The sequence below is a fragment of the Thioalkalivibrio sp. ALJ15 genome, from assembly GCF_000383695.1.
GTDB lineage: Bacteria > Pseudomonadota > Gammaproteobacteria > Ectothiorhodospirales > Ectothiorhodospiraceae > Thioalkalivibrio.
Window position 1 is genome coordinate 135039 of the sequence record NZ_KB912058.1, and the last position, 17810, is coordinate 152848.

General features: G+C 67.4%; 12 protein-coding genes. 8 read left to right on the forward strand and 4 right to left on the reverse strand.

Features of this window, described 5'->3' with window-relative positions; translation table 11 throughout:
- Window positions 1-71: 71 nt before the first annotated feature.
- The 4 genes from G015_RS14350 (at window position 72) to G015_RS0107460 (ending at window position 4058) form a co-directional block, all read left to right on the forward strand.
- A complete protein-coding gene (locus G015_RS14350) occupies window positions 72-440 on the forward strand; it encodes a hypothetical protein (protein WP_028490901.1) in 369 nt (122 codons plus the stop codon).
- 108 nt (window positions 441-548) lie between these two features.
- On the forward strand, window positions 549-680 hold the full coding sequence (locus tag G015_RS14430) for a hypothetical protein (protein WP_018138107.1): 132 nt from the start codon (window positions 549-551) through the stop codon (window positions 678-680).
- A gap of 11 nt (window positions 681-691) precedes the next feature.
- Window positions 692-3196 carry a heavy metal translocating P-type ATPase gene (locus tag G015_RS0107455; RefSeq protein ID WP_020146383.1) on the forward strand — a complete coding sequence of 835 codons (2505 nt, stop codon included), beginning with the start codon at window positions 692-694 and terminating at the stop codon, window positions 3194-3196.
- A 19-nt stretch (window positions 3197-3215) separates the two neighbouring features.
- Complete coding sequence (locus G015_RS0107460) at window positions 3216-4058, forward strand: ferritin-like domain-containing protein (RefSeq protein WP_020146384.1); 843 nt, start codon at window positions 3216-3218, stop codon at window positions 4056-4058.
- A 916-nt stretch (window positions 4059-4974) separates the two neighbouring features.
- Here the strand turns inward: G015_RS0107460 and G015_RS0107465 are convergent.
- Both G015_RS0107465 and G015_RS0107470 read right to left on the reverse strand, forming a co-directional pair.
- Window positions 4975-5730 (reverse strand): UDP-2,3-diacylglucosamine diphosphatase, encoded by a 756-nt coding sequence (locus G015_RS0107465; protein WP_018175457.1) that lies wholly within the window; start codon window positions 5728-5730, stop codon window positions 4975-4977.
- Window positions 5731-5738: 8 nt separating this feature from the next.
- On the reverse strand, window positions 5739-6254 hold the full coding sequence (locus G015_RS0107470; RefSeq protein ID WP_018137548.1) for a peptidylprolyl isomerase: 516 nt from the start codon (window positions 6252-6254) through the stop codon (window positions 5739-5741).
- A 479-nt stretch (window positions 6255-6733) separates the two neighbouring features.
- Here G015_RS0107470 and gltX point away from each other — a divergent pair, with 479 nt between their 5' ends.
- Window positions 6734-8161, forward strand: a complete 1428-nt coding sequence (gltX, locus tag G015_RS0107475; protein WP_020146385.1) for a glutamate--tRNA ligase — start codon at window positions 6734-6736, stop codon at window positions 8159-8161.
- Between the two features lie 9 nt (window positions 8162-8170).
- Here the strand turns inward: gltX and xseA are convergent, their stop codons facing one another.
- Together xseA and G015_RS0107485 are read right to left on the reverse strand one after the other, a co-directional pair.
- On the reverse strand, window positions 8171-9586 hold the full coding sequence (gene xseA / locus G015_RS0107480; RefSeq protein WP_012983281.1) for an exodeoxyribonuclease VII large subunit: 1416 nt from the start codon (window positions 9584-9586) through the stop codon (window positions 8171-8173).
- 47 nt (window positions 9587-9633) lie between these two features.
- Window positions 9634-10401 carry a DUF4197 domain-containing protein gene (locus tag G015_RS0107485; protein ID WP_012983280.1) on the reverse strand — a complete coding sequence of 256 codons (768 nt, stop codon included), beginning with the start codon at window positions 10399-10401 and terminating at the stop codon, window positions 9634-9636.
- A 193-nt stretch (window positions 10402-10594) separates the two neighbouring features.
- On the opposite strand from G015_RS0107485, the gene guaB reads away from it, so the two are divergent.
- The 3 genes from guaB to G015_RS0107500 all read left to right on the forward strand — a co-directional run bounded on the left by guaB (window position 10595) and on the right by G015_RS0107500 (window position 17805).
- Complete coding sequence (gene guaB / locus G015_RS0107490) at window positions 10595-12055, forward strand: IMP dehydrogenase (RefSeq protein ID WP_020146386.1); 1461 nt, start codon at window positions 10595-10597, stop codon at window positions 12053-12055.
- 67 nt (window positions 12056-12122) lie between these two features.
- Entirely contained in the window at window positions 12123-13700 is a 1578-nt protein-coding gene (guaA, locus tag G015_RS0107495; protein WP_020146387.1) for a glutamine-hydrolyzing GMP synthase, read from the forward strand.
- A 394-nt stretch (window positions 13701-14094) separates the two neighbouring features.
- Window positions 14095-17805 carry a PAS domain S-box protein gene (locus G015_RS0107500; RefSeq protein WP_083925126.1) on the forward strand — a complete coding sequence of 1237 codons (3711 nt, stop codon included), beginning with the start codon at window positions 14095-14097 and terminating at the stop codon, window positions 17803-17805.
- The last annotated feature ends 5 nt before the right edge of the window (window positions 17806-17810 follow it).

The window sequence follows — 17810 nt, forward strand, 5'->3', positions numbered from 1 at the left end:
TGATCTGTGTCACGCCGAACGCCGGACCGGCTGCTAGACTTGCAGGCAGAATACCTTTTCGAGACCAGCCCGTGTCACGAGCCTCGCGCCATCTAATGAATCTACTGATCGTCGCCGCCCTGTTGCTGGCGCCGATCGCCGGTGCGGGGATGATGCACGGTGGCGCCGCGGGCGGCATGACCGCGGCGGACCACTGCCTGGATCATGGAGCGGGATCACCTGCAGACCCCATGTCATCGGACCTTTCGCCGGACCTTGTGATCCAGGCTGCGCCTTCGGCCTGCGAGATGCCCTGTGCGGTCTGTGGCGCCTGCGGGGTCTCGGGTTTGCCTTCACCCGCCGGCACGCCGGTCACGGCGGCCGCGCCCGTTTTCGCCCCCCTTCCCGTCGCCATGGGCCCCGGTATCCCTGCGGCACCGGATCTTCGCCCACCCCTCTGAGTCCTCCCTGGCCGGGGTTCCGCCCGGCCCCGGGTGATCGTGGATCGCCCACTCGGTGCGCGGTGTCGCGCATTGCGGTTGTCACTAGTTCCCTGGGAGGACTACACCATGATGCATGAACAAGGTTTTGGCTGGATGACGGGCCTCGGCTTCGGCCATGGCTGGATTGGTCTACTGATTCTGGCGCTACTGATCCTCGGGATCGCGGCCCTGATCAAGTATCTGTTCAGTAATCGCTGAGGAGTCGCGCGATGACGACGGAAACGAAGCCAGCGGACGCCCGCGAGGCGGTGGTGATCGTCCCCGGCATGGGGTCGGACCACTGCGCGGGGATTGTCCGCGCGGCGCTGGAGAAGACCCCGGGTGTAGCCTCGGTGGGGACCAATATCGCCCGCCACCGGGTGACCGTGGGATACGACCCCGAGCAGGTGGACCCGCAGGGGTTGCGGGCCGCCGTGGAGGGGGCCGGCTACGACGTTGCCCAGGTCGAGGGCGCGGCGGGCGGTGCCGGTGCGGTGCGCCTGGTGGTGCCCGGCATGGGGTCGGATCACTGCGCGGGGATCGTGCGCGGTGCGATCGAGAAGCTGGACGGCATCCAGGCGGTGCGCACCAACATCGGCGATCACCGTGTGACCGTAGAGCCCGGTCCCGGCGGCCCCGATGCCAAGGCCCTGCGCGCCGCGGTCGAGGGGGCCGGCTATGACGTGGCGGCGGTGGAGACCGAGGAGGCCGGCAGCGAGGCGGACGACGCCGAGATTGACGCCGCCTATCTGAAGCAGGCCTGGCGCCGGCTGTGGATCGCGATGATCCCGACCATCGCGATCATGGTGCTGATGATGCCGCACATGTTCTGGCAGGAGATCCCCGGCTATCTGCTGATCATTGCCGTGTTGGCCTTCCCGGTGGTGTTCATGGCGGGCGGTGCGGCCACCCACCGTTCGTCCTGGCGCGCGCTGAAAAGCGGCAGCCTGAACATGGACGTGCTGATCTCCATGGGCTCGCTGCCACCCTACCTGCTGGGGCTGATCGGCTTCTTCTATCCGATGACCTCGTTCATCGAGATGGCCGCGACCATCATGGCCTTCCACATGCTCGGGCGGTATCTGGAGTACCGCGCCAAGGGCGAGGCCTCCTCCGCGATCCGCAAGCTGCTGGATCTGGGCGCGAAGACCGCCCGGGTCGAACGCGATGGCGAAGAGGTCGAGGTGCCGGTGAAATCGCTGCAGGTGGGCGAGGTGATGATCGTGCGCCCGGGCGAGAAGATCCCCACCGATGGCGAGGTGGTCGCCGGCGAGAGCACGGTGGACGAATCCATCGCCACCGGCGAGTCGGTACCGGTAGACAAGGGCGAGGGCGATAGCGTGCTCGGCGCGACCCTGAACCAGCAGGGGCGGCTGAAGGTGCGCGCGACCCGCGTGGGGGCCGACACCTTCCTGTCGCAGGTGATCCGCCTGGTGAACGAGGCCCAGGGTTCGCGGGTGCCGGTGCAGGAGCTGGCGGACCGCATCACCGCGCGCTTCGTGCCGGCGGTGCTGGTCATTGCGCTGGCCGCGTTTGCGGCCTGGTTGGCGTTCTCCGGGGCGCTGCAGCCGATCCTGATCTGGGGCGAGGGCTTCCTGCCCTGGGTGGACTCGGAACGGCCGCCGATCGTGCTGGCCATCCTCGCGGCCATTGCCGTGCTGGTCATTGCCTGTCCCTGCGCGCTGGGGCTGGCCACACCCACCGCCCTGATGGTGGGCTCCGGTATGGGCGCCGAGCGCGGAGTGCTGATCCGCTCGGGCTCCGCGATCCAGACGCTGAAGGACATCCGCGTGATCGTGCTCGACAAGACCGGGACCATCACCCGCGGGCAGCCGGCACTGACCGACGTGATCGCGGCCGAGGGCTTCGATGACGCTCGCGTGCTCGGTGCGGCCGCGGCCGTGGAGGCCGGCTCCGCGCACCCGCTGGCCGAGGCCATCGTGCAGGGTGCGCGCGACCAGGAACTGGCGATCGCCGAGGTCGAACAGTTCCAGTCGCACACCGCGCGCGGGGTGGAGGCCCGCCTCGACGGGGAACGCGTCCTGGTCGGTAGCCAGCGGCTGCTGGAGGAGCAGGGCCTGGATCCGTCCGGCCTGCTGGAATCGCTGCGGCGGCTCGAGGATGCCGGCAAGACCGCGATGCTGGTGGCCATTGGAGATCGACCGGCCGGCATTGTCGCGGTCGCCGACACGCTCAAGGAAGAGTCGCAGAGCGCCATCGAACAGCTGCATGCCCTCGGCATCCGCTGCGTGATGGTCACCGGCGACAACGAGCGCACCGCCAACGCTGTGGCCGCGCAGGTCGGGATCGACGAGGTCCGCGCCGGCGTGCTGCCGGAGGGCAAGGTCGAGGCGATCCGCGAACTGCAGGCGGAGTACGGCGACCACGTGGCGATGGTGGGCGACGGCATCAACGATGCCCCGGCGCTGCAGCAGGCGAACGTCGGCATCGCGATCGGGGCCGGCGCGGATGTGGCCATCGAGGCCGCGGACGTCACCCTGGTGCGCGGCGAGTTGACCAAGGTGGTCGAGGCCGTGCAGCTCTCGCGCATGACCTTTCGCAAGATCGTGCAGAACCTGTTCTGGGCCTGGGGCTACAACTCCGCCGCAATCCCGATCGCCGCGGCCGGCCTGCTGCACCCCATGATCGGCGTGATCGCGATGACCGCCAGCTCGCTCTCGGTCATCGGCAACTCCATCCTGCTGCGCCGCAGCATGCCGACCGACGAGCGCTGAACGGGTATCCTTGGCCGCCATGAGTCAGCCGATCACCCATCCCGCGAGCCCGGATCTCTACCAAGCGGCCGAAATGGCGCTGCGCGAGTGCGATCCCGAGACCAAGTGCGAGCGCGTGCTGGCGCTGATGCAGGCCTGGTGGTCCGATGAGCTGGAGGCGGTCGCCAGCTCCGGGCCGGAACGGTTGGAGGTGCCCGGGCGTCCGGAACGGCCGGTGCTGGTGTACCCGAAGGACCTGCCGCGACGCGGGTTGCACACGACGGCCGGGCGGGTGGCGCTGGTGCATGCGGTCGCGCATATCGAGTTCAACGCGATCAACCTGGCGCTGGATGCCGTCTATCGCTTTCGCGACATGCCGGCACCCTTTGTCAGCGACTGGCTGCAGGTGGCGGCCGAGGAGGCGCGTCATTTCCGGCTGTTGCGCGCGCGGCTCCACGAGCTGGGGGCGGACTACGGCGAGCTGCCGGCCCACAACGGGCTGTGGGAGGCCGCACTCGCGACCGACCACGACGTGATGATCCGCATGGCCCTGGTGCCGCGCGTGCTGGAGGCGCGCGGGCTGGACGTGACCCCCGGCATGATCGAGCGCCTGACGGCGGCGGGTGATCTCGTCACCGTGGCGCTTCTCGAGATCATCCAGCGCGAGGAGGTCGCCCACGTGGCGATCGGCACGCGCTGGTTCCGCGAGCTGGCCGATGCACGCGGGCTCGATCCCGAGCCGCTGTTCCTCGAGCTGCTGGCCGAATACATGCCGGGCCGCGTACGCCCGCCCTTCGCCCACGAGGCCCGCCGCGCCGCCGGCTTCACCGACTCCGAGATGGCGCAACTGGAGGCCCAGGCCACCGCCGAACCGTCGCCATAGCCCCGACCGCCTGCCTAGTAGTGGCTGGCCCTGGTTCGTCCTCCGGTTTTTACGGTGGCTTCGGCCGGCCGCCTGCCACGCGCTGTCTCGCCAGCGCACCGCGAGATACTTCTTTGCTCGTGCAAAGAAGTATCCAAGAAACACGCCCGACTGCCGCGACCCCGGCCCGCTGCGCGGGCCGGGGTTCCCCTCGCTCCGAGGGTTTTCGCGGGCGGCGCTGAAACTCGCTGCGCCTTCGGCTTCGCTCAGACAGTCAGCGCCTCTCTTCCCGCGAAAACCCTCTCCACTCGGCGCGACGACAACGGGGGTGAAGGTCAAGACAACGGCTGTCCCAACGATTGTGCTTACGGATGGAGGCTAGGTCTTCGGACATCTTCGGCACGCGCGGCCTTCGGCCATAGCGTGCCGCGCCCGCCAGCGGGCGCCGGGGGGAGTAGGATGCCGATGAGCGCAGCGAATCGCATCAGGGTTGCCCCGACGTCGGAACGGTGCGTTTCGCTGTGCTCAACCGCACCCTACGGCGTTGGAGTTGGCTGCAGGCGCGGGGATAACTTCTGTTTTGACCTTCTCCCCCCGTATGAAGCCCCTTGCTCCAGGGTCCTCGGGACGGAAAAGAGGCGCTGACTGTCTGAGCGAAGCCAAAGGCGCAGCGAGTTTCAGCGCCGCCGGCCCGAGGACCCTGGAGCAAGGTCCCCGGGCGGAATCCGGGTGCCCTTCTTTGGGTACTTTCTTGGGCAAGCAAGAAAGTACCTCGCGGCGCGCTGGCGAAACAGCGCAGGCAGGCGGCCGGCCGAAGGCACGTAAACACCGGATGCCGAACCAAGGCCAGCCACAACAAGGTAGGTGGTCCGACGAACCCACCATAAACACCGACGACGAACCAGGTCCAGCCGTACAACGGCGCGAAGCGCGTGGTTCAGGCGTGCAGCAGGTGCGTGGGGTAGGGCGAGCCGTCCAGTTCGCGCAGGACGGGGCCGGTCGCCGCGACCTCCAGGTAGCCCGGGTGCTCGTCCCAGGCCGGGAGCACGCAGCGCTGCCGTGGCTGGCCGTCGACCGTCAGGTCGTGGATCGCGGGCCGGTGGGTATGGCCATGGATCATCAGCGGGACATCGGCGTCGCGGAAGGTATCCGCTACGGCGTCGGCATTCACATCCATGATCGCGTCGGCCTTCATCCGGCTGTTGTCACGACTGGTGGCGCGCATGGACTCCGCCTGCCGGATGCGTTCCTCCAGCGGCTGGGCCAGGAAGGCCCGCTGCCATTCGCCGCCGCGTACCTGCTGGCGAAAGGCCATGTGTTCGGTGTCGTCGGTGCACAGGGAATCGCCATGCAGCAGCACGGCGGGCCCGCAGGGCAGGGCCGCGTGCAGCGGCTCGGGCGCCAGCTGCATCCCGGCGCGGGCGGCATAGTCCGGGCCCACGAGAAAATCCCGGTTGCCATGGATGAAGGCCACCGGGATCTCGAGTGTCTGCAGGGCCTCGGCGAGCTGTTCGGCGGCCGGGAATCCGGCGTCATCGCCGACCCAGTATTCGAACAGGTCGCCGAGGATGTACAGCGCCGAGGCGCTGCGCGCCGGTCCCTTCAGGAAGGCGAGTGTGGCCTCCAGCAGGGGGCCGGGCTCGCGATCCAGGTGCAGGTCGGAAATGACCAGGGCCGGCGCGCTGGAAGCCACGGGGTGGCTCAGTCCTCGACGCGCTTCACGCTTTCCATCACGACCGGCTCCTGCGGCACATCCTGGTGCATGCCGGAACGGCCGGTGGGTACGGACTCGATCTGGCGCACGACGTCCATGCCCTCGGTCACCTTGCCGAAGACCGCATAACCCCAGCCCTGCGCATTCGGGGCCGTGTGGTTGAGGAAGTCGTTGTCGTTCACGTTGATGAAGAACTGCGCGGTGGCCGAGTGCGGATCCTGGGTGCGGGCCATGGAGATCGCACCCACCTCGTTCTTCAGGCCGTTGTCCGCCTCGTTGCGGATGGGCTCGCCAGCGGACTTCTGGCTCATGTTCTTGTCGAAGCCGCCGCCCTGGACCATGAAGCCCGGGATCACGCGGTGAAAGATCGTGCCGTCGTAGAAGCCGTCATCCACGTAGGACATGAAGTTGGCGACCGTCTCCGGGGCGGCCTCGGCATTGAGTTCCAGCACGATGCGGCCATGGTTGGTTTCGATCGCGACCTGCGGATTGGTATCGGCCATGGGGGCTCCTGAAAGCAGTAGGGCAAGAAGGGCGGTGGCCAGCACAATGCCGAGCCGGAAACGGGATCGCTGCACGGGACTGGCCCTCCGGATGAGTGTCGGGCGGCCATGGTACCCGGCAGGCGGGGTGCCTGCCAGCAACGCTACTAGGGAGACGCTGATTGAATCGCACGTCCGCGTTGGTGCCCCCTGTTTTCCGAGACAAGGCGCGTCGTGCAGCGGGTAGTGGTTCTACCCGTAAGCGGCGCAACGCAGGATCGGGGAACAGGGGGCACCAACCCCACAAGACATTTAGTGCAGGGGCTCGGCCGCTTTTGCGCGGGAACGGCGTTGCGGTTCCCTTGTGCAGAATGACTGCACGGCAGTCACCGCGCCTTGTTCGCACGCAAAAGCGACTCGAGCGCGGACGCGCGATTCAATCAGCGTCGCCCTAGGGCCACGGCCGGCCCGGCTGGTGGCCCGCGGGGTGCTCCGCTACCATGCGCGCGATGACGACACCGCCGACCAAGACCCGTTTCGCGCCCAGTCCCACCGGGCTTCTCCACCTCGGCAACGTGCGCACCGCGTTGTTCAGCGCGCTGTTCGCCCGCTCGCGCGGCGGGCATTTTCTGCTGCGGATCGAGGATACCGACGCCGAGCGCTCGCGCCCGGAGTTCGTGGTCGCGCTGATGCGCGACCTGCGCTGGCTGAAGCTGGACTGGGACGAGGGCGTTGACGCCGGTGGCGATGCCGGACCGTATGCCCAGTCCGAGCGCGGCGGGATCTTCGATGGCTATTACCAGCAGTTGATTGATGCCGGTCAGGCCTACCCCTGCTTCTGCTCGCCCGCCGAGCTGGAGCGGGGACGCAAGCGCATGCGCGCCCAGGGCAAGCCGCCGCGCTATCCGGGGACCTGCTCCCACCTGAGCGCGGAGGAGGCCGAGCGGCGCGCGGCCGAGGGGCAGAAGCCGACCCTGCGCTTTCGTGTGCCGCTGGGTCGGACGGTCCGTTTCGAGGACGGGGTACGCGGGCCGGTGAGCTTTCGGACCGACGAGATCGGCGATTTCGTGATCCGCCGCTCCGACGGCACGCCCGCCTTCTTCTTCTCCAATGCGATCGACGACGCCCTGATGGGCGTGACCGATGTGGTGCGCGGCGAGGACCATATCGCCAACACCCCACGCCAGATGCTGTTGCTGGAGGCGCTGGGGCTGGCGGCGCCGGCCTACCATCACCTGCCGCTGGTGATGGGGCACGACGGTGCGCCGTTGTCCAAGCGCAATGGGTCGGCCAGTGTCGAGGAGTTGCGCACTACGGGTTACCTGCCGCTCGCGATCCTTAATCACCTGGCACGCCTCGGGCATCGCTACGAGTCGGACGAGTTACTGAGTGCGCAGGAACTCGCGGCCGGGTTCAGCCCGGAGCGCATTGGTCACAGCGCTGCGCGCCACGATGCGCAGCAGTTGGAACACTGGCAGACCGAGGCCCTGCGCCAGCTGTCCGATGCCGATCTGCTGGCCTATCTCGATGACTTCGATGTGTTCGGGCAGCTGTCAGAGGACCAGCGCCCGGCACTGGCGGGGCTGTTGCGCGACAACATCACCCGCGCCGAGGACGCCCGTATCTGGGTGGAGGCCTTCGCCGCCGATCCGGCCCCGGTGAGCGAGGCGGCCGCCGCCGAGCTGCAGCAGGCGGGTGCCGATTTCTACCGCGCCGCCCTGGAGGCCCTGGACGAGGCCGAGGATTTCCCGGCTCTGGCAAAGGCCGTCGGCGCAGCGACGGGTGCGAAGGGGCGCAAGCTGTTCATGCCGTTGCGCGCAGCGCTGTCCGGCCAGACGCATGGGCCCGAGCTGCCGCGTATCTTCGAGTATCTGGGACGCGAGCGTGTACGTGCGCGCCTGCAGGTCGCGCTCGAACAGGCGGGCTGAAGCGCTTTTTCAGTCTCCCTCGGGCGATTTCGTCGCCGTCACCTTCAGTTCCAGTGCGCCGCGCGCCAGGCGGGCCTTCAGCGGCGCGCCAATCTCGGTTCTTGCGGCGTCGCGCAGGACCTGTCCTTCTTCCGTTTGCAGGATCGCATAGCCGCGCTCCAGGACCGCCTGGGGGCCGAGGGCGTTCAGTTGGCGCCGCGTCGCCTCCAGCCGCTGCTGGCGGATCGTCAGGGCCTGGCGCATCTGGTATTCGAGATCCCGGTGCAGGCGTGCCAGGCGCTCGCGGTGCGCGCGGATGTCGTGTGCCGGGGCGGCACGCGCGAGACGCTGGTGCAGATGGTCGAGGCGCATTCGCGCAGAGGCGATGCGATTGCCGGGTGAGGCCCCGGCCAGGCGCAGGCGCAGATGCTGCAGGCGCTGGCCGGCCTGCTCGTGGCGGCGCTGCCAGGCGCGTTGCAGGCGCTCGTGCTGGTCGTCCAGGCGCTGTGCGTTGCGTTCCATCAGCTGGCGCGGGTGGCGCCGCTCGAGTCGGGTCCACAGGGCGTTCAGCGTCTGCCGGTGCTGGGCAACGCGCTGGGCCGCAAGTGTGGTCATCCGGTCGCGCGCCCGCTCGATCCGGTGGCGCAGGGTGGCGCCATCCGGGCTGACCGCCTCGGCCGCCGCGGTGGGTGTGGAGGCGCGCAGGTCGGCGACGAAGTCCGCAATGGTGGTATCGGTCTCGTGCCCGACCCCCGTCACGACCGGAATCGGCGAGGCGGCGATGGCGCGGGCCACGCTCTCCTCGTTGAACGCCTGCAGATCCTCCAGCGACCCGCCGCCGCGCGCCAGGATGATCACGTCCACGGTGCCCTCGCGGGCGGCCTGCTCCAGGGCCGCGGCGATCTGGCTGGCGGCCTGCGCGCCCTGTACCGCGGTGGGGTAGAGGGTGAAGGGCAGCAGTAGCGGGAAACGCCGCGCCAGGGTGCGTTCGATATCGTGCCGCACATCGCCCTGGGTGGAGGTGATCACGCCGAGGCGGTGGGTCCAGGGGGGGAGGGGCTTCTTCCGCTCGGGGTCGAACAGGCCCTCGGCGGCGAGCTTTTCCTTGAGGCGCTGGAAGGCCGCCAGAAGCTGGCCCTCGCCGGCCGGCTGCAGCTGCTCGACGATGATCTGGAACTGGCCGCGTGCCGCGTAGATCCCGGCGCGGCCCTGGATCTGCACTGCGTCGCCATCGGAGAAGCGGGCAGCGTTGCGGGCATTCCCGCGAAAGAGCACGCAGCTCACCGAGCTGTTCGCGTCTTTCAGCGAGAAGTACTGGTGGCCGGAGGCGTACTGGCGCAGGTTGGAGACCTCGCCCTCCACGCGTACCCGGCCCAGGCGGTCGCGCAGCAGGCCGTCGGCACACTGGTTGAGTTCGGTGACGGTCAGTACGGGGGCGTCGCTCATGGCTCGGGATTCGCGGACGTGGGTTTAAGGGTATGGGGGGCGAGGGGCTACTGGCGCCGGAACACGCGGTGCAGGACATCGGTGCCGCGTCCCTGCGGGTTGGCGCGCAGACGGGCCTCTTCCTCGGCCAGCATGAAGAACAGGCCTTCCACCGCATGCTCCAGGACGTGCTCGACCGGGTCGAAGCGCACGCGCGCGAGGAAGGGGATGTCGCGCATGCGCTCCTTCAGCTCACCGTAGGTGTCCAGGGCCTCCACCTGCTCCAGGCTCTGCTGGATGGCCGGGCGCATCGTCTCGGTGATATCGGCGCGTGCGTGGTATTCGAGATGCCGTGTGGCGGCGTCGTCGTCGCCGGCGAGGATCTCGCGGGCGTTGTCCAGATTCAGCGCGAACACGGCCCGTACCAACGGCTCGCGGGCTTCCGGTATGGCGGCCTCGGCGGCCCGGTTCATCCCCTCCTCGAGCTGGGTCAGCGGCGTTGCCATGCCGATGCGATCCAGCGAGCGGCGGGCGGTCGCGAGCACCTCCGGGAGCGGGATGCGTACGTCCGGGTTGCCGAAGAAGCCGTTGCGCTGGGACAGGGTCTCGGTGGCCGAGTGGCTCGCGATGATCAGCGCCTCGTGTACCGCTTCGATGATCTCGGCCGTCGTGAGATCGGAGGCATCCGGGCGGCGGGTCAGCGCGCGCAGTACGTCGGGGTTGAAGGGCCACCAGCTGGCGCGGGCCGTCGGTGCCGCGGCGATCGCGATCAGCCCGGGCGCGAGCATCAGGGCAAGCAGTCGGCGGCGGCTCAGGCGGGGCATGCGCTCGGGCATGAACGGGCTCGGTGGCTTGAAACGAGGACGGTCATCGTAGCAGGGTGCCGACGTTGCGTCTGCCGGGCGACATGCACGGCGTTTGCCCGGTCTGCTTGTCGGGAGCTAGCCGGAAAATTTATACTGACCGGCTATTTATCTTTCTGGGAAAGAATTCGGTTCTTCCCCCCGCTGGACAGTCCTGGAGCGATGCATGCGGATACTCGATGAAGCCCTGACCTTCGATGACGTGCTGCTGATCCCGGGGCATTCGAATGTCGTCCCCCGCGATGTCGATTTGACCACGAACATCACCCGCGAGATCCAGTTGAGCGCGCCGGTCGTCTCCGCCGCGATGGATACGGTGACCGAGGCGCGCCTGGCGATTGCCATGGCGCAGGAAGGCGGGCTCGGGATCGTGCACAAGAACATGTCGATCGAGGCCCAGGCCGCCGAGGTCCAGCAGGTCAAGAAGTACGAGAGCGGGGTGATCAGCGAGCCGATCACCATCGGCCCGAGCGCGACGATCGGCGAGGTCGTGGAGCTGACCCAGGCCAATCACATCTCCGGCGTGCCGGTGGTGGATGGCAATGACCTGGTCGGCATCGTGACCTCCCGCGACCTGCGCTTCGAGACTCGCATGGAGGCCCCGGTCACCGAGATCATGACCCCCCGCGAGCGCCTGGTCACCGTGCCCGAGGGCGCGGACCGCGGTCACGTGCTGGAACTGCTGCACAAGCACCGCATCGAGAAGGTGCTGGTGGTCAACGACGACTTCCAGCTGCGCGGGATGATCACCGTCAAGGATATCCAGAAGTCCACCGAACACCCGCATGCCTGCAAGGACGATCGTGGTCGCCTGCGCGTGGGCGCGGCGGTCGGTGTGGGGGCTGGGACCGACGAGCGCGTGGCCGCGCTGGTCGAGGCCGGGGTGGACGTGCTGGTCGTGGATACCGCGCATGGCCACTCGCAGGGCGTGCTGGATCGCGTGGCCTGGGTGAAGAAGCACTATCCGGACGTGCAGGTAATCGGTGGCAATATCGCCACCGCCGCCGCCGCGAAGGACCTGGTCGCGGCCGGGGCCGACGGCGTGAAGGTCGGGATCGGCCCGGGCTCGATCTGCACCACCCGTATCGTGGCCGGCGTGGGCGTACCGCAGATCACCGCGATCTCGGATGTGGCCGAGGCACTGAAGGGCACCGGCGTGCCGATGATCGCGGATGGCGGCGTGCGCTTCTCTGGTGACCTGGCCAAGGCCATCGCCGCCGGCGCCAACTGCGTGATGCTGGGCTCGATGTTCGCCGGCACCGAGGAGGCCCCGGGCGAGGTCGAGCTCTATCAGGGCCGCTCCTACAAGATTTACCGCGGCATGGGCTCGCTGGGCGCGATGCAGCAGGGTTCCTCGGATCGCTACTTCCAGGACCCGAACAGCTCCGCCGACAAGTTCGTGCCCGAGGGTATCGAGGGCCGCGTGCCGTACAAGGGCTCGATCGTCGCGATCATCTACCAGCTGATGGGCGGGCTGCGCTCATCCATGGGCTATGTCGGCGCGCACGACATCGAGGAGATGCGCAGCAAGCCGCACTTCGTGCGCGTGACCGCCGCGGGCATGCGCGAGAGCCATGTGCACGACGTGGCGATCACCAAGGAAGCCCCGAACTACCGAATGGACTGACTCGGCCGCCACGGCCGGGTATCCCCCGACACCCACCGGCCGTCCGGCCGGTACAGCGGATGACCTCATGACCCAGGATCTTCACGCCCACCGCATTCTGGTGCTGGACTTCGGCTCCCAGTACACCCAGCTGATTGCCCGCCGCGTGCGCGAGGCCGGGGTCTACTCCGAGGTGCATGCCTGGGACATGCCGGCGGCAGATATCCGCGCGTTCAACCCCACCGGCATTATCCTTTCCGGCGGTCCGGAGTCGGTGAATATCGACCAGCCGCCGCGCGCCGAGGATGCGGTGTTCGAGCTGGGCGTGCCGGTGCTGGGCATCTGCTACGGCATGCAGACCATGGCCGCGCAGCTGGGCGGGCGGGTCGAGCCGTCCAAGCGCCGCGAGTTCGGTTATGCCCAGGTGCGTGCCCGCGGCCATACGCCGCTTTTGCGCGATATCGAGGATCACACCACACCGGAGGGCTACGGCCTGCTGGACGTGTGGATGTCGCATGGCGACCACGTGACCGAGCTGCCGGAGGGCTTCCGCCTGATGGCCTCCACCGATTCCGCGCCGATCGCCGGTATGGCCGACCCGGATCGCGGCTTCTACGGCGTGCAGTTCCACCCCGAGGTCACGCATACGACCCAGGGCCAGCGCATCATCGAACGCTTCCTGCACGAGATCTGCGGCTGCGAGGCGCTGTGGACCGCCGACAACATCATCGACGACATGGCCGCGCGGGTGCGCGAACAGGTCGGGGACGACCATGTGGTGCTGGGCCTGTCCGGCGGGGTGGATTCCTCGGTGGTCGGGGCGCTGCTGCACAAGGCGATCGGTGACCAGCTGACCTGCGTGTTCGTGGATACCGGGCTGTTGCGCCTGGGCGAGGGCGACCAGGTGATGGCGACCTTCGCCCGCCACATGGGCGTGAACGTGATCCGTGTGGATGCCGAGGAGCGCTTCATGAGTGCGCTGGCCGGGGTCGAGGACCCGGAGGCCAAGCGCAAGGTCATCGGCGGGCTGTTCATCGACGTGTTCGACGAGGAGGCCGCGAAGCTGAACAACGTTCAGTGGCTGGCCCAGGGCACGATCTACCCGGACGTGATCGAGTCGGCCGACTCCAAGACCGGCAAGGCGCATGTGATCAAGTCGCACCACAACGTGGGCGGCCTGCCGGAGAACATGAAGCTGGGACTGGTGGAGCCGCTGCGCGAGCTGTTCAAGGACGAGGTGCGCAAGATCGGCGTGGAGCTGGGCCTGCCCACCGAGATGGTCTATCGCCACCCGTTCCCGGGACCGGGGCTGGGCGTGCGCATCCTCGGCGCGGTGAAGAAGGAATACGCCGATCTGCTGCGCCGCGCCGATGCGATCTTCATCGAGGAACTGCGCAAGGCCGATCTGTACGACAAGACCTCGCAGGCGTTTGCGGTGTTCCTGCCGGTGAAGTCGGTGGGCGTGATGGGCGACGGGCGGCGTTACGACTACGTGGTCGCGCTGCGCGCGGTGGAGACCATCGACTTCATGACCGCGCGCTGGGCCCACCTCCCGTACGACTTCCTCGACCACGTCTCGCGCCGCATCATCAACGAGATCCCCGGCATCTCGCGCGTGACCTACGACATCTCCGGCAAGCCTCCGGCCACCATCGAGTGGGAATAGTCCTCCCGGACGGCGCCTCTTAGGGAGACGCTGATTTAATCGCACGTCCGCGTTGGTGCCCCCCGGTTTTTCGAGAAAAAGCGTTCCGAGACAATGCGCGTCGTGCAGCGGGTAGTGGTTCTACCCGCCCGTTATTGTCGAAAACGGGCGCGCGCACGGCGTTGCGGCTCCCCTGTGCAGAATGACTGCACCGCAGTCACCGCGCCTTGTTCGCACGCAAAAGCGGCTCGAGCGCGGACGTGCGATTAAATCAGCGTCTCCTTAGTTGGGGCAGAAAGTTGGACGTGGCAATATCGGGTATCCCCGAATCGTGCGTGGTCCAATTCCGTTGAAAACGCCTCCCTGTCCCGGCAACGAAAAAGAGCGGCTGCGAGCGCTGCGGGCTCGAGGGCTGCTGGATACCGCGGCTGAGGAGCGGTTCGACCGACTGACGCGTCTGGCGCGGCGGATGTTCGGGGTGTCCATCGCGCTGGTTTCGCTGGTGGACGAGAACCGGCAGTGGTTCAAGTCGCGGCAGGGTCTCGAGGTGGCGGAGACCGGGCGTGATATCTCCTTTTGCGGGCATACGATTCTCGGGGGCGATATCTTCGAGATTCCCGATGCGCGCGCGGACTCCCGGTTTGCCGACAACCCGCTGGTGACCGGGGAGCCGCAGATCCGGTTCTACGCCGGTGCGCCACTGACAACCGCCGACGGTTACCGGATCGGGACGCTTTGCCTGATCGACGGCCGGCCGCGGCAGTTGAGCGAGGACGAGCGACGCTCCCTGCGTGACCTCGCCGATGCGGTCGCGGCGGAAATCGACTCCACCGAACAGCGGGCGCTTTGCAATGCGCTGGGGGATCTGCGGCAGCTTGGCGAGGTGATTACCCGTGCGCAGTCGGCGTTTATTCGCGATGCCGATCAGGACCGTGGGCAGGTCTTTGACGGACTGCTGGCGGATACCCTCGAGCTGACCCACAGCGAATACGGCTTTATCGGAGAGGTACTGCACACGCCTGAAGGTTCGCCTTACCTCAAGACCAGTGCCATCACCAATATCGCCTGGGATGACGCGACCCGCGCCTTCTATGCGGCCAACGCACCCCAGGGGTTGGAGTTTCACAACCTGGAGACCCTGTTCGGCGCGGCCCTGACCGGCGCGGGGCCGGTGATTGCCAATGACCCCGCCGGAGACCCGCGCAGCGGGGGCTTGCCCGAAGGACATCCGCCGCTCAAGGCCTTTCTGGGGATACCCATCGAGTACGGGGGCGAGCGGATCGCCGTGCTGGGGATCGCCAACCGTCCGGGTGGCTACGACCCGGAACTGGTGGAGTTTCTCCAGCCGCTGCTCGCCACGCTGGGGCAGTTGGTGGATGCGGCTCGCACTCGTCGTCGTTACCGGGCGGGCCAGTTGGAGCGGGCGCGGCTGTCCCGGGTGGCGAGCGAGACGACCAATGGCGTGATCATTACCGACGCCGACGGTCGGGTCGAGTGGATCAACGACGGCTTTACCCGCTTGAGTGGCTACACCCTGGACGCAATGCTTGGCCGCCAGCCGAGTGAACTGTTGCAGGGTGCCGGGACCGATCCGGAGACGGTAGCCCGGATCGGTGGGGCGCTGGCGCGGGGCGAACCATTCGTTGAAGAGCTGTTGAACTACCACATCGACGGCCACCCGTACTGGGTGCGGATCCACTGCACCCCATTGCGCGACGAGCAGGGGGTGTTGCAGGGGTTCATCGCGATCGAGTCCGATGTGACCCGGGAACGCGAGGATGCCGAACGGATCCGCGAGAGCGAGCAACAGTTCCGCTCGCTGGTCGACAATATCCCCGGAATCACCTATCGCTGCCTGCTGGATGCGGACTGGACCATGCTCTACATGAGCGACCAGGTGGATACGCTGTCGGGCTATCCTGCCAGCGACTTCATCGACAATGCCGTGCGCAGTTACGCCAGCGTGATCCACGAGGATGATCAGGCGCGAGTCCAGGATGCGGTGGAACAGGCCTTGAGCGCCGGCGACGACTGGTCCGTTGAATACCGTATTTGGCATCGTGACGGCAGTATCCGCTGGGCCCAGGAACGGGGCTCCGCCATTCGTGATCCGGATGGCCGAGTGCGCTACCTCGACGGCTTCATCCTCGATGCGACCCGGGAACGGGAACATCGTGAACAGCATCAGCGCCAGCTGGACGCGTTCGCGGCGCTCAACGAGATTGCATCCCTGGTGGCGCTGGACCTCGATGACCAGCTCGAGCGCGCGCTACAAATGGGGGCCAACTTTCTGGGGCTGGAACTGGGCATCGTCAGTCGGATCCGCGGCGACGACTATACGGTGCGGGCGTTCGTCGCGCCGGCTGGCGCCCCCCTCGAGCGTGGTCAGCGCTTTGCGCTCGGGCGTACCTACTGTGCGCTGACCCTTGCGCACAACGACCTGCTGACGATCGAGCACATGGGCGCGTCCAAGCACCAGGGCCACCCGTGTTACGCGGACTTCGGCCTGGAAGCCTACATCGGTGTCGTGCTGGAGGTTGAGGGGCAGCGCTTTGGCACCCTGAACTTTTCGTCGGCGCACCCCAGACCGGCCGCGTTCAGCGAGGGTGAACGCATGTTCGTGCGTCTGTTGGGGCGCTGGGTGGCCGCGAGCCTGGAGCGGGAACAGTCGCACGAGCAGTTGAAGAAGCTGATCTCACTGGTCCCGGGGATGGTGTATCAGTATCGGCAGTGGCCGGACGGCCGCATGGCCTTCCCGTACAGCAGCCCCGGCATCCAGGATATCTACGGCATCAGCGCAGAGGCGGCACGCGAGGATGCCAGCATGGTGTTCCGCAGTCTGCACCCGAAGGACCGGGATCGGGTGGCGCAGTCCATCGAACGGTCGCGGCGGGAACTGAGCAACTGGCATTGCGAGTATCGCACCCTGCGGGATGATGGTCGCGTGGGGTGGGTGCAGGGTCACGCCTCGCCCGAGCCCCTCGACGACGGTAGTACGCTGTGGCACGGATATATTCGGGATATCACGGATGAAAAGGAGGCCGAGCTGGCCGTCGCGGACAGCGAGGCCCGCCTGCGGGGGCTGTTCGAGCTCTCACCGGTGGGGATCGCGCTGAACGATTACGAGACCGGGACGTTTGTGGATCTCAACGCGGCCCTGTTGCGCCCGACCGGTTATACCCGCGAGGAGTTCGTTGCACTCAGCTACTGGGATGTCACGCCCCGGGAGTACGCAGCGCAGGAAGCGCAGCAACTGGAGAGCATGGAACAGACGGGCCGTTACGGCCCCTACGAGAAGGAATACATCCGCAAGGACGGCACCCGGTATCCCGTGCTGCTCAACGGAATGGTCGTGCACGACAAGTCCGGTCGCAAACTGATCTGGTCCATCATTGAGGATATCTCCGAGCGCAAGCGCATCGAGCGCATGAAAAACGAGTTCATCTCCACCGTCAGCCACGAGCTGCGCACGCCGCTCACGTCCATCTCCGGAGCCCTGGGCCTGCTGACGGGCGGGGCGGCAGGAGCGTTGCCGGAGCGGATGCAGGAGATGCTGGAGATTGCCCACAAGAACAGCAAGCGCCTGGGGCTGCTGATCAACGACCTGCTGGACATGGAAAAGCTGGTGGCCGGCAAGATGCGCTTCGAGATGCAAGAGCAGCCGCTGTTCCCGTTGCTGGAGCAGGCTGTGCGCAGCAACCAGAGCTATGCCGACCAGTACGGGGTGCACCTGATGCTGGATGCGGAGGACGACGGGGTCCGGGTCGAGGTGGATGCCGACCGCCTGCAGCAGGTGCTGGCCAATCTGCTCTCCAACGCAGCCAAGTTTTCGCCGGAGGGTGAGGAGGTGCGGGTGGCGGTGGAGCGTGACGGCGCCCGAGTGCGCGTCTCGGTGATCGATCACGGCCCCGGGATCCCGGAGGCGTTCCGCGAACGCATCTTCCAGAAGTTTTCCCAGGCCGATGCCTCCGACACCCGCCAGAAGGGTGGTAGCGGCCTGGGGCTGGCGATCACCCGGGAGCTGGTGGAGCGCATGGGCGGTGAGGTCGGGTTCGACTCCGTGCCGGACGCGGGGGCGACTTTCTGGTTTGAACTGGGATGCCACCGTGAGGGGGCCCGCGGATGAGGCAG